We start from the raw sequence: 12478 nt of genomic DNA, 5'->3' as shown, positions 1-12478 counted from the left end.
CCGGTCCTCTCCCAGCCTGCGTCCAGCCGGCTTCATTACCGTGGATGCATGACTTTGGGTGATGTGTGGCCTCTCCTGCGGCCCCTGTGCAGGAGGCTGGCCCTGTTGGGCTGGGCCTCCAGCGCGGCCGGTATGGCCGCCGGACTGGCCGTCGCCATCGCCAGCGGCACCCGTCTCTCCCCCATGATGACAACGTTCCAGACGGTGTCCGCCGCGTCCATGGCGGTAGCCGTGGTCAGCTTTGTCACGGCTGCGATGATCCAGCCGCGGTCTCCGGCGTTGCAGAACGCCGACCGCAGGGAAGCCGACCCGGATCCCGGCGCGGAGTTTCCCGCCACAGTGCACAGTTTCCTCCTCGGTTCGCTGGCACTGCTGGCCGGGGCGGTGGCTTTCGCCTGCGCCGGGCTCCTGCTGCGGAGCGGGCCCAGCGCCCAGTCCGTGGCGTTCTGCCAGGTCTTCCTGCTGGGCGCCGCGGCGTCCGGCTTCACCTTCATGCTCTTCAGCAAGGTGGTCCCCCGCCGCGGGAGGAACTAGGCCCGGCGGCTGCCACGACTTAGAGCTCGACGCCGATCAGCAGCGGCTCGGGGTGCAGCTCAATACCGAAGCGTTCGAGGACGCCGCGGCGCACCTCGCGGGCAACCGCCAGGAGATCTGCCGCGCTGGCGCCGCCCCGGTTGGTGATGGCCAGGGTGTGCTTGGTCGACAACGATGCGCGGCCGCCGGAGACGCTGCCCGGCTCAAGCCCGAAGCCCTTTCCGTAGCCGGCATGGTCGATCAGCCAGGCCGCGGAGAGCTTGGTCAGGCCCTCGGCGCCGCCCGGGTAGCGGGGGGCATCCTCGGGCAGCCCCGCGGCAACCTCGACGGGCACGATCGGGTTCGTGAAGAAGGATCCGGTGGAGTACGTATCCCGGTCCGCCGCATCCAGCACCATGCCCTTGGAGGCCCGGAGCCGGAGCACCTCGCGCCGGACGTCGTTGGAGTAGGCCCGCTGGCCGGTCTCGACGCCGAGTGCCCGGGCCAGTTCGGCGTAGCGGATCGGAGCGCTCATCCGGCCCAGCGGCAGCTGGAATTCGACCGTGAGCACCACGTACCGCGGAGAGCCGTTGGTGGTGGTCTGTTTCAGCACGGAGTCCCGGTAGCCAAACTTGAGCTCCGAATTGGTGAACGTCTGGACGGCATTGCGTTCCCGGTCCCAGGTGCGCACCGCGGCGATGGTTTGCGAGACGTCGGAGCCGTAGGCTCCGACGTTCTGCACCGGCGTCGCGCCGGTGGCGCCGGGGATCCCGGACAGGGCCTCTACGCCCGACCAGGCATGCTTGACGGCATGCTCCACGAGGGCGTCCCAGTTGTGGCCGGCCTGGACCACCACGGCGACTCCGCCGCAGGAGTCTTCGGCGTTGACGGTGAATTCTTCCGACGCGATTTTCACGACGGTTCCGGGGAAGCCTTCGTCGCCGACCAGCAGGTTGGAGCCCCCGCCGATGATCAGCAGCGGCTCGCCGGCGGCGTCGGCCGTGCGGACGGCGTCGATGATCTCCGCCTCGGTGCGGGCTTCGACGTAGTTGGCGGCAGGGCCGCCGACGCCGGCCGTGGTCAGGGCGGAAAGCAGTGTCTGGGTCACCCCTCCAGCCTAGCCGGGTTCGGCGTGTGCCCGGAATGGCGGCAGCACCGGGCCTAGGCGGTCTTGCGGGCCACCGGGGAGAGCAGGAAGCTGACGACGAGCATCACCATGACGGCCAGCAGCGAGTGCAGGATGCCGACGTGCTCGGCCAGCAGGCCGAGCAGTGGCGGTCCGCAGAGGAACGCCCCGTAGCCGATGGTGGAGACCACCGAAACGCGTGCGGCGGCCTTGACGGGGTCGTCCGCGGCGGCGGACATGCCGACCGGGAAGCCCAGCGAGGCGCCCAGCCCCCAGACGGCCAGGGCGACGTAGGCCAGCCACGGAACCGGCGCGAAGACGAACAGGCCCAGTCCCGCCACGGCCAGCGCCGCGCACCAGCGCATCACCGGGACCCGGCCGTAACGGTCCAGCACCAGGGTGCCTGCGAAACGGCCCACGGTCATGAAAGTGACGAAGAGGCCGTAGCCGGCGGCTCCGGCGGCGTCGGACTGGCCGTGCCCGTCGGCGAGCGCCAGCGCCACCCAGTCCCCCGCCGCGCCCTCGGCCAGGGCGAGCCCGAGCACCAGGACGCCGAGCAGCAGGGTCCGGCGGTCCCGCCAGGCCTGCGCGATCTGCCGTTTGTTATCCAGCGGTTCTTCCGGGCCCTGTGTGGCCTGGCTGATGATGGGCAGCGGACCGGTGGAGGGATCCTCAAAGGTGTCCGGCCCGGACGGGGTGAAGTCCTTCTCGGCCTCGACCGGGGTGATGTCGGCGCGGAACCAGCTGGCGGCCGTGGCCACGGAACCGGCGACGAGCAGTCCCACGGCGGCCAGGTGCCAGAAGACCGGCACGCCGGCGCCGGCAGCCCAGGCCCCCGCGCCCGCGCCCGCGACGGTGCCCAGGCTGAACGCGCCATGCAGCCGCGGCATGATGTGCCGGCGCACCGCGCGCTCGACGGCGGCGCCTTCCACGTTGGACGCCGTGTTCCAGCTGGCCGTGCCGAGGCCAACCACCACGAGCCCAGCCGCCACCGCCAGCGGGTTGACCAGGACCGACGTCCCGAACCCGGCGAGGACCAGCCCGGCGCCCACCATGATGCTGCCGATCCGGATGGTCTGCTTGGAGCCGAAACGCAGCACGATCAGCCCGGACGCGGAGACCGAGACGAAGGAGCCCAGCGTCATGCAGAGCAGCAGCAGGCCGACGTTCCCGGGCGTGAGGTCGAGTCCGTCACGGATGGCCGGAAGCCGGGACACCCAGCTGGCGAAGGCTATCCCGCTGAAGGCATAGGCCACCACGACGGCGTTGCGCCACCGGGTCACCTCGGCGGACTGGGCCACACGGACCCTCACGGCTGGATCATTCGGTCAGGCCAGCCTGACGACGGCCTGGGCCTTCATGAGGACCTTCTGCCCGCCTGCGACGACGGTGAGGTCCACGCGGGCGGTGCCCGCGTCGGCGTCGAGCGCCCCAATGGCGCCGCTGACCTCGATCACCGCGCCGGCGTCCGGGGTACCGGTGGTGTCGGCCACCGGGACCGGCTTGCTGAAGCGGGTCTGGAAGTCGACGACGGCGGCCGGGTCACCGGCCCAGTCGGTCACGAGCTGGACGGCGGCGCCCATCGTGAACATGCCGTGGGCGATCACGCCGGGGAGGCCGACGCCGGTGGCGAAGGCCTCGTTCCAGTGGATCGGGTTGAAGTCACCGGAGGCGCCGGCGTACTTGACGAGGTCTGTGCGTGTGACCTCGATGCTTCGGCTGCCGAGGTCCTGGCCGACCGTGAGTTCTGAAAATGTGGGGGCCATGGCTTACTGTCCCTCTCCGCGGACCAGGATGGACGAGGTGGTGGTGGCGACGGCTTCACGCGGGGCGGCCGCATCGCTGCCGGCGAGGGCGAAGATCTCGGAGCGGGTGGTGATCATGGCGCCTCCCCCCATGGCGCGGACGCCGTCGACGTGCAGTTCGGCCACGAGCCGGTCCCCGGCGACGATCGGGCGGTGGTGGACGAAGCGCTGGTCGGCGTGGACCACGCGGGAGAAGTCGATGCCGGAATCCGGGTCCTCGATCAGCTGCGCGTCGGCGCGCTGCGCGACGATGATCGCGAAGGTGGGCGGGGCCACGAGGTCGCCGTGGCCCAGGGCCCTGGCGGCGTCCACGTCGAAGTGGGCGGGGTGGGTGGCTTTGACCGCGCGCGCGAACTCGCGGATCTTCTCGCGGCCGACGTCGTACACCTCTGCGGCAGGGTAACTGCGGCCCTGCAGATCCGGATTGATAGTCATGGTTCCAGCCTAGCGCCCTGCCTTCGGATGGCTTTCCCCGTTACACGGCCCCGCGGCGCTTGCACCCGAACGATATGATGGAAACATCAATTCATAAATCCACGGTGCGGGCGGTGCCCGTCCGCAGGCCAAGAGAGCGCAGGACCGCCATGATTTCCGCAGCGCAGACCCCCTTGTACGAAATCAAGGCCAACCTGTTCAAGGCCCTCGCCCACCCGGCGCGGATCCGGGTGCTGGAACTGCTGGCGGCGGCCCCGGACGGCTCGGCTCCGGTCAGCTACCTGCTGGCCGAGACCGGTCTGGAGGCCTCGCACCTGTCCCAGCACCTGGCCACGCTGCGCCGGCACCGGGTGGTGACCTCGGTCCGGACCGCCAACGCCGTGACCTACCGGCTGGCCCACCCGAAGATTGCCGAGCTGCTCGCCATTGCCCGGATCTTCCTGCTGGACAGCCTGGCGGATTCGGGCGAACAGCTCCGGCTCGCGCAGGAACTGCCGGCCGCGCACCTCCAGGGGTCCGCCTCGTGACCGCCGCGACGGCAACGACGGCGGCCCGCGGCGTCCGGGGCTACCTCGCCCGCTTCCTGCCCTCCCGCCGCGACTACGACGGGCTGCGCGGGTCGTGGCGGACGGACTTGCTCTCCGGCATCACGGTGGGCATCGTGGCCCTGCCGCTGGCCCTCGCCTTCGGGGTGAGTTCCGGGGTGGGTGCCGAGGCGGGGCTCATCACGGCAGTGGTCGCGGGACTGGTTGCCGCCGTCATGGGCGGCTCCCACGTCCAGGTTTCCGGGCCCACGGGCGCGATGGTGGTGGTCCTGGCCCCGGTGGTCGCCGCGCACGGCGCCGGCAGCATCGCCCTGGTCTCCGTGATGGCCGGGCTGCTGGTCATCATCCTCGGCGTCAGCGGCCTGGGCCGGGCGGTCGCGTTCATCCCGTGGCCCGTCGTGGAGGGCTTCACCCTGGGCATTGCCGCCATCATCTTCCTGCAGCAGGTGCCGATGGCCACCGGCACTGAGGGAGTACCGGGCCACAACACCGTGCTGGCCGCCGTCGAGAGCGCCGCCACGGCGACGGCCCCCACGGTGCTGCAGACCCTGGCTATCGTGGCGGGCGTCGCCGCGGTGATGTTCCTGCTGCCCCGGCTGAACAAGGCCATCCCCGCCAGCCTGGCCGCCGTGTTGCTGGCCACCGTGGCCGCCGAACTCCTGGACCTGCAGATCCCGCGGATCGGCTCACTGCCGCATTCCCTCGCCGCACCGTCCATGCCGGCACTGGACCCGTCGGTGCTGGGTGGCCTGCTCATGCCCGCCGTCTCCATCGCCACGCTCGCGGCCATCGAATCGCTGCTGTCCGCGCGGGTGGCCGCCGGCATGGTCGGCCCCGACGGCCGGCCCACCGGGACCTACAGCCCGGACCGCGAACTCACCGGCCAGGGCCTGGCGTCGGTAGCCGCGGGTTTCTTCGGCGGCATGCCGGCCACGGGCGCGATCGCCCGGACCGCCGTTAACGTCCGCTCCGGGGCGAAGACCCGGCTCGCGGCGATCGTCCACGCCCTCGTGCTGCTGGCCATCATCTACCTGGCGGCGGGCCTGGTGGGCAGGATCCCGCTGGCGGTCTTGGCCGGGATCCTGATGGTCACGGCCACCCGCATGGTCTCACGGCAAACCGTGGCGGCGGTGATGCGCTCCACCCGGGCCGATGCCTTCGTCTTTGTCCTGACAGCACTGATCACCGTCGCGTTCGACCTGATCGTGGCGATCGAGATCGGGCTGGTCGCGGCGGCGGTGTTCACGCTGCGCAAGTTCGCCTCGCTCAGCGGGGTGCAGCGCGAAGACATCCCGGGCCCGGCTGTACCCGGTGACAGGCACATCGCCATCTTCCGGCTCGACGGCGCCATGTTCTTCGGGGCTGCGGAACGGGTCCTGCAGGAGATCAGCCAGGTCAAGGACATCCAGGTCGCGATCATCCGGCTCTCGCAGGTGCGGATGCTCGACGCGACCGGGGCCCACACGCTGGTGGACGTCATCTCGGCGCTGGAGCTGCGCGGAGTCACGGTGCTGCTCAAGGGCGTCCAGCCTCAGCATCTGGACCTGGTGACCAATGTCGGCGTGATCCGCTCGCTGCGGCACCACAAGCATTTGTTCGCCAGCCTGCCGGACGCCGTGGAGCACGCCCGCAGCCACGTGGTGCGGAACGCCGCCGCTAGCGCTTGAGGTTTTTCCGGATTGTCTGGCCGCGGACCACGATCCCGGCGATGTGCAGGATGAGACCGACGCCGATGACGGCCAGCGAGGCCAGGGCCAGGCCTTGGTTGCCCGTGTTGTTGCCGACCAGATTGAGGATGATGCCTGTGGCGATCAGGCCCATGGCGCTGAAGACGAGCACCTTGTAGGTGGTTGACGCGGTGGCCCAGAATTCGTTCAGCACCGTGCCAGTCTACCGGGGACCCCTGCACCCGCCGTCGTGGGCGGACCCGGGCTCAGAACAATGCCTCCTGGACAGCGGGGACCTCGGAGCCGTGGTCGCCAAGCTCGATGGTCCGCGCTTTCAGCTCGCCGAGGTTGACGACGAATTCAAGGTCGGCGCCGTCGAGCCTGGCCAGCGCGACGCTGCCGCTCAGCGACGCGAGCCGGAAGCCGTGGGCGTCCGAGCCGAGGTCGTGGGGGTAGGCGTGCCGGGCGCCCGGGGTGCAGGCCGCGTCGGCCAGCGCGGGACGCAGCCACCGTTCGTCCACGACCTCAAAGCCGTCCGTATTGGCACCGCCCAGCAGGTTCCGGACTCCGGCTGCGAGCCGGCTGTTGAGGGCCTCCAGTGCTGCGGCGGGCGGCGGCGCGGTGAGCCCGGCGGCCTTCGCCGCCGAGCGGACCTGCTGCGGCAGCCCGGCGTCGCGCGTGACCAGATCCTCCAGCACCCTGACCACCCGCCCGTCGTCGGCGCGGGCGACGTAGCGGGCCACGACGGCACCCTGCTCGGCAAGCCGGTGCCACTTGCGCAGGTTCGAGGCGGTGCCCACCTTGCTGGCGCCATTGGCGAAAGTCGCGACATAAAGCCAGTGCGGCTGCATCAGGTAGGCGCGCAGCCCCGGCGGGACCCGGCCGCCGCGGTGGAAGTCATGGATCAGCCGCGAATCGTCGACGGCGAAGCACGGCCCGCACTGCTTTCCTCGGGCGGCCGGGGCACGGTCCGGGCAGACCATGTGGTCCCGGTCCGCGGGTCCGTGCACTTTGTGGTGGCCCAGGCAGTGCTTCCCCCGCGAGGCGAGCCGGAAACCGAGGCGCGTACCGGCGTCGAGCACCAGTTCGGTGAACGCACCCGCGGGGTCCTGCAACCGCAGGACGGCCCGGCCGGCGTCGGGCTGGCCAGGAACCGGCGAGGCCGGCTGCAGACCATCCCAAAAGACCCCGTGGACCAGATAGCGGGTATCGGTCACGGGGTCTCCTTGCTTGGGCCGGGAACCGGCTACAGTGCCGGCTGCACCCCAAAGGCTACAGCGAGCTTCATGATCTTTTCGGCTCGGCCCAGGCGCGGCAGGTCGGAGCCGTCCCGGATGACGCGGCCGTTGGCCTCGAAGTCGGCCATGAAGTCGGTGGCCCAGGCGACGTCGGACGGCGTCGGGCTGATGACCTCATTGATGACGCTGGTCTGGTCGATCGCGAGGCAGAGCTTGCCGGTCATGCCCATCATCACGGTGATGCCGGTCTGCTCGCGCAGGATCGGGTGGTTGGTGCCGACGGTGGGGCCGTCGATCGGCCCGGGCAGGTTGCCGACGCGACTGGCGACGACGAGCTTGGCGCGCGGGTAGGCCATGGCCTCCGGGGTGGCGGCCATGCCGGTGTCGCGGCGGAAGTCACCGGAGCCGAAGGCCAGCCGGAACGCGCCCTGGGCCTTGGCGATGTGGTTGGCTTCCTCGATGCCGACGGCGGACTCGACCAGCGGGATGACCGGGGTCTTGCCGTCCATGCGGTGGTAGCTCTCGGTGACCTGGTCCGCGGACTCGGTCTTGGCGAGCATCACGCCCAGCAGTCCCGGAGTGCCGCGCAGGCCGGCGAGGTCATCGGCCCAGAAGGGGCTCGTGGCGTCGTTGATCCGGACCCAGGCGCTGCCGCCGGCGGTCAGCCAGTCCACAACGTGCTCGCGGGCGGCATCCTTCTGCGAGGGATCCACCGCGTCTTCGATGTCCAGGATGATGGCGTCCGCGCGGGACTCCGCCGACTGGCCGAAGAGCTCCGGCTTCATGGCGTTGACCAGCAGCCAGGAGCGGGCGATTTCGGCCGGGACATTGCGCTGGGGCCGGACGATCCCGGCGGTGGTGGTAGAGGTCATGCCTCTACGCTAGCCGCCCGGGGCCGCCCGCCGCCAAGTAATACCCCTGTTTAGGGCGACCAATACGACCAAAATCACCCCGGCGCGCGAAACTGGCTCGCAGTTGTTGTCGTTTGAAGCGCTCATAACGACAACAACTGCGAGCCAGTTGGGCGGGCACGACGGCCGGCGCGGCCGGTGCGTGCCTAGGGGATGTTGCTGCCCCGGGCCGTGATCCAGAGCCGGTACCACTCGGTGCGCGTCATGGCCGAGGCCACCTTGGCGGCGCCGGCGCAGGCCCGGATCCGGTCCGGTTTGGCGGTGCCGATCACGGGGGCGATTCCGGCCGGGTGCTTCATCAGCCAGCCCAGCAGCACAGCCTCGCCCGTGGTGCCCTTCTCCGCGGCCAGCTCGGCGACGAGTGCCGCGGCGGCCTCCTCCGCGGCACTCGGGCTCGCCGCCGGCGCCCCGGTATAGAGCCCGCGGGAGAGCGCGCCGTAGGCCTGCAGGGTGATGCCGCGCCGGACGCAGTGCTCCACGGTGCCGTGCGGAAAGCTGTAGTCCGTGCCCTCGGCGTGGTTGACCAGCACGGTGCTCTCCAGCCAGGCCCGCGCGGAGAGGCTCATTTCCAGCTGGTTGGCCACCACAGGCACCTCGAGCTGGTCCTGCAGCAGCTCGATCTGCGGGGCCGACATGTTGGAGACCCCCACCGCGCGGACCTTGCCCTCGGCCATGAGCTGCCCGACGGCGGACGCCACCTCGGCAGGGTCCAGCAACGGGTCCGGGCGGTGCAGCATCAGCACGTCCACGTAGTCCGTCCGCAGCCGGTCCAGGCTGTCGTTGACCCGGTCCAGAATGCCGTCCCGGCTCAGGTCGTAGAACGCATCGAGGCCCTGTTCGCCCAACCGGATGCCGCATTTGGTCTGCAGCCTGACCCGTTCCCGCAGGCCGGGCGTCTGCGCCAGCACCTCGCCGAAGACCGCCTCGGACTTGCCGTTGCGGTAAATGTCGGCGTGGTCGAACAGGGTGATGCCAGCGTCCAGGGCGGCGTCGACGGCCGCGGCCGCCTCGTCCACGTGCGCGGACGAGTACGGTTCCGCCGACCAGCTGCCGCCCAGGCCCATGCAGCCATAAATCAGTTCCTGGGTGGGGAACCCTCCGGGCTTAGGGGGCGCGGAACTCACCGAAGCCAGACGGTGGTGTTGCCCGGGAGCAGCTGGCCGTCCAGCGGGCCGCTGCTGACCAGCATCTCGCCGGCGGGCAGTTCGACGGCGTCGTCCCCGAAGTTGGTGACGGACTGCCAGCCGCCGTGGCGGCGGAAGTGCAGCACGTCGGCGCGGCCGGTCTCCAGCCACTCCAGTTCCTCCGAGGTCTGCAGCTCGCGGCGCAGCTTCAGGGCCTTGCGGTAGAACTCCAGCGTGGAGCCTTCGGTCCCGTCCTGGGCTGCAACGGCGTAGCGGCTGAACCATGCCGGCTGCGGCAGGTGGGCGCCGCCGTCGCCGAAGCCAAAGGAGGAGCCTTCCGGGGCCCAGGGCAGCGGCACCCGGCACCCGTCGCGGCCGATCTCGACACCCTTGTTGCGGAAGAAGGTGGGGTCCTGGCGTTCGGCGTCGGGGATCTCAGCGACCTCCTGCAGGCCCAGCTCCTCGCCCTGGTAGAGGTACGCGGAACCGGGGAGGGCCAGCATCAGCAGGGTCGCGGCACGGGCGCGGCGCAGGCCCAGTTCGACGTCGAGTTCCTCGGCCGGGGCGCCGGCCAGCAGCCAGCCCTTGCCGTCCTGGCCCTTGGCGTGCCGTCCGCCGCCCTTGGGCAGGCCGTAGCGGGTGGCGTGCCGGACGACGTCGTGGTTGGAGAAGACCCAGGTGGAGGAGGCGCCGGACTCGGTGGCCTCGGCGAGGTTGCGGGTGATGATTTCGCGGAACTCGTCGGCGTCGAAGTCGGCCTGCAGCAGGTCGAAGTTGAAGGCCTGGCCGAGCCCCTCCGGGCTGGCGTAGCGGGCGCGGCGGGACGCGTGCACCCAGGCCTCGGCGACGGCGGTGCGCGGCGGGTTGTACTCGTTGAAGACCTCGCGCCATTCGACGTAGATCTCGTGCACCTCGTCGCGGTCCCAGAACGGGTGCGAGCCGTCGTCGAAGCCGTCGGTGCCGGAGTTGGCCTCGCTCAGCTCGACCTTGGACAACAGCGGCTCGGTGAGGTCCTTGGTCAGGGCGTGCGCGACGTCGACGCGGAAGCCGTCCACCCCGCGGTCCGACCAGAAGCGCAGGGTCTTGAGGAAGTCGTCGCGGATCTCGCGGTTGGACCAGTTCAGGTCCGGCTGTTCCTTGGCGAAGATGTGCATGTACCACTGGCCGGGGGTGCCGTCCGGCTCGGTGATGCGCTCCCAGGCCGGGCCGCCGAAGACGGACTCCCAGTCCGACGGCGGGATCTCTCCGTTTTCGCCCTTGCCGTCGCGGAAGATGTAACGCTCGCGGGCAGCCGAGCCGCGCGGGGAGGCGAGGGCTTCCTTGAACCATTCGTGCCGGTTGGAGGAGTGGTTCGGGACGATGTCAGCGATCAACTTGATGCCTGCGGCATGCAGCGCGGCGGACATCTCGTCGAAGTCTTCCAGGGTGCCGAGCTTGGGATCGACATCGCGGTAGTCATCGACGTCATAGCCGCCGTCGGCGAGGGCCGAGGGATAGAACGGGGAGAGCCAGACGGCGTCGATGCCGAGTTCCTTGAGGTACGGGACCTTGGCGGTGATGCCCTTGATGTCGCCCAGGCCGTCACCGTTGGAGTCGGCGAAGCTGCGCGGGTAGATCTGGTACACGGAGGCCTGGCGCCACCAGTTGGGGTCTGCGGCGAGGTCGGAACCGGACAGGGTTGCCAGCGTGGCGGTGTTCGACAAGGTGAATCCTTCGGGGCTGGGGAGCGGTGTCTGACAAAAGCGGGTCTGATAATTTAGATACAAGCTAAATCTATTGCAGGTCCAATTATGGGTCCGCACTTACAGGGAGGTCAAGATTCCGAAGCCGCAGGCAGCCGCCACCCCCCAACTGCTGCGCCGCGTCAACGCCCAAGCGGTGCTTGCCGCTATCCGGGGCACCGAGGTGGCCACCGGCACGGAACTGATGGCGGGAACCGGACTCACCCGGGCTTCGGTGATTGCCGTCTGCGAGGACCTGATCCGGCGCGGCTGGATCCGCGAACTGGACGCCCCGCGGAAGGACGCTCCCGCCGCTGGACACCCTCAGAAGGGACGGCCTGCCCGGCGTTTCGAGCTCCGGGCGAGGGCCGGCGTCGTACTCGGCATCGACATCGGCGCCGCCACCACCACCGCGGCCGTTGCGGACCTCCGGGGCACAGTCCTGGGCCGCGCCAGCGGGAGTTTCCGTGCCGCGGACATCCCCGCCGCGGAGCGGATCGGCGTCGTCGACCGGGCCTGCCGAGAGGCGCTGGAGGCCGCCGGCGAGGCCCCGGGCAAGGTTCTGGCTGTGGGTGCCGGCATTGCCGCTCCGGTGGACCGCGGCGGCAATGTGCTGGCCGCCCAGCACTTCTGGAGCCTGTTCGACGTCGGGCTCCGCTCGGCCCTGCAAGACCTCCACGGCTGGACCGTGCTGCTGGAGAACGATGCCAACCTGGCAGCACTCGGTGAACGCTGGCGTGGATCCGGCGCCGGCGTGGATGACCTCGTGGTGCTCCTGGCCGGCGAGCGGCTCGGCGCGGGCGTGCTGGAGTCCGGACGGCTGTTGCACGGCCGCGGCGGCGGCGCCGGTGAAATGGGCTTCCTGGACATGGTTGAGGGCGTCGGCTCCAGCGACGGCATCGCGAGCCTGGCCCGGCAGTGGCAGTCAGCGGGCGGCGGCCCGGCCGACGGCGGCGAAGCGAGCGCCCGGCGCGTGTTTAAGGACGCCGCCGCGGGGGACGCCGCGGCCCTCGCGATCCTGGGCCGGCTCTCGGAGCGGATGGCCCGGGTCATCGCCGCCATCGCAAGCTTGATCAACCCGGAGCAGGTGGTGATCGGCGGCGCCGTCGCGGATTCGGCCGGCGCACTGGTGCCCGGCATCACCGCCGCGCTGCCGCGTTTCACCGCCACTCCCCCGCGTGTCACGGTCTCGCCGCTGGGCGACAAGATCGTTACGGTGGGCGCCATCCGGCACGCCCTGGATTTCGTCGAGGCCAACGCCCTGGAAGTGGAACTGGCCGGCTGACGGCCGCCCAAGCAGGCCACTTTTCCAAGGAGCCGAATCTCAAGATTCGGCAACGATTGGATACCCAAGTCGAAAGTTTGACGCAGGTTTCCTTTTATTCTTCTCTCT

The 12478-nt window shown here is 70.3% G+C and carries 13 protein-coding genes; 4 read left to right on the top strand and 9 right to left on the bottom strand.

The window, feature by feature from the left end:
• Nucleotides 1-48: 48 nt before the first annotated feature.
• Nucleotides 49-534 carry a hypothetical protein gene (locus AC1DH3_RS01410; RefSeq protein ID WP_441416993.1) on the top strand — a complete coding sequence of 162 codons (486 nt, stop codon included), beginning with the start codon at nt 49-51 and terminating at the stop codon, nt 532-534.
• A gap of 19 nt (nt 535-553) precedes the next feature.
• Here the strand turns inward: AC1DH3_RS01410 and AC1DH3_RS01405 are convergent, their stop codons facing one another.
• Genes AC1DH3_RS01405 through AC1DH3_RS01390 form a run of 4 tightly spaced genes read right to left on the bottom strand, consistent with a single transcriptional unit; the run spans nt 554 to nt 3879 of the window.
• Nucleotides 554-1621: a UDP-N-acetylmuramate dehydrogenase gene (locus AC1DH3_RS01405; protein ID WP_476908447.1), complete on the bottom strand. Its 1068-nt coding sequence runs from the start codon at nt 1619-1621 to the stop codon at nt 554-556.
• A gap of 53 nt (nt 1622-1674) precedes the next feature.
• Nucleotides 1675-2952, bottom strand: coding sequence for an MFS transporter (locus AC1DH3_RS01400; protein WP_476908446.1), 1278 nt, complete (start codon nt 2950-2952; stop codon nt 1675-1677).
• A 15-nt stretch (nt 2953-2967) separates the two neighbouring features.
• Entirely contained in the window at nt 2968-3405 is a 438-nt protein-coding gene (locus AC1DH3_RS01395; RefSeq protein ID WP_441416990.1) for a MaoC family dehydratase, read from the bottom strand.
• Between the two features lie 3 nt (nt 3406-3408).
• The gene (locus AC1DH3_RS01390) at nt 3409-3879 is read right to left on the bottom strand and encodes an FAS1-like dehydratase domain-containing protein (protein WP_441416989.1); all 471 of its coding nucleotides are present in this window, start codon (nt 3877-3879) and stop codon (nt 3409-3411) included.
• A 149-nt stretch (nt 3880-4028) separates the two neighbouring features.
• Between AC1DH3_RS01390 and AC1DH3_RS01385 the strand changes: the two genes are divergently transcribed.
• Entirely contained in the window at nt 4029-4406 is a 378-nt protein-coding gene (locus AC1DH3_RS01385) for an ArsR/SmtB family transcription factor (protein WP_476908445.1), read from the top strand.
• A complete protein-coding gene (locus tag AC1DH3_RS01380; RefSeq protein WP_441416987.1) occupies nt 4403-6091 on the top strand; it encodes a SulP family inorganic anion transporter in 1689 nt (562 codons plus the stop codon). The genes AC1DH3_RS01385 and AC1DH3_RS01380 overlap by 4 nt, the downstream gene beginning before the upstream one ends.
• On the opposite strand, the gene AC1DH3_RS01375 is transcribed toward AC1DH3_RS01380, so the two are convergent.
• From AC1DH3_RS01375 to AC1DH3_RS01355, 5 genes are all read right to left on the bottom strand, one after another.
• Complete coding sequence (locus AC1DH3_RS01375; RefSeq protein ID WP_441416986.1) at nt 6081-6305, bottom strand: DUF3188 domain-containing protein; 225 nt, start codon at nt 6303-6305, stop codon at nt 6081-6083. The genes AC1DH3_RS01380 and AC1DH3_RS01375 overlap by 11 nt on opposite strands.
• Before the next feature lie 52 nt (nt 6306-6357).
• Nucleotides 6358-7308 carry a DUF2797 domain-containing protein gene (locus tag AC1DH3_RS01370; RefSeq protein WP_441416985.1) on the bottom strand — a complete coding sequence of 317 codons (951 nt, stop codon included), beginning with the start codon at nt 7306-7308 and terminating at the stop codon, nt 6358-6360.
• Between the two features lie 29 nt (nt 7309-7337).
• Nucleotides 7338-8201, bottom strand: a complete 864-nt coding sequence (locus AC1DH3_RS01365; protein ID WP_441416984.1) for an HpcH/HpaI aldolase/citrate lyase family protein — start codon at nt 8199-8201, stop codon at nt 7338-7340.
• 185 nt (nt 8202-8386) lie between these two features.
• Nucleotides 8387-9364, bottom strand: a complete 978-nt coding sequence (locus tag AC1DH3_RS01360; protein WP_476908444.1) for an aldo/keto reductase — start codon at nt 9362-9364, stop codon at nt 8387-8389.
• Nucleotides 9361-11067: a glycoside hydrolase family 13 protein gene (locus tag AC1DH3_RS01355; protein WP_476908443.1), complete on the bottom strand. Its 1707-nt coding sequence runs from the start codon at nt 11065-11067 to the stop codon at nt 9361-9363. Before AC1DH3_RS01355 ends, AC1DH3_RS01360 begins: the two co-directional genes overlap by 4 nt.
• 73 nt (nt 11068-11140) lie before the next feature.
• On the opposite strand from AC1DH3_RS01355, the gene AC1DH3_RS01350 reads away from it, so the two are divergent.
• A complete protein-coding gene (locus AC1DH3_RS01350) occupies nt 11141-12370 on the top strand; it encodes an ROK family protein (protein ID WP_476908442.1) in 1230 nt (409 codons plus the stop codon).
• Nucleotides 12371-12478 lie beyond the last annotated feature (108 nt).

The sequence above is a fragment of the Arthrobacter sp. 05L428 genome (assembly GCF_056397665.1).
The sequence above is the reverse complement of the archived record's forward strand: the minus strand, read 5'-3'. Positions and strand labels throughout refer to the sequence as shown.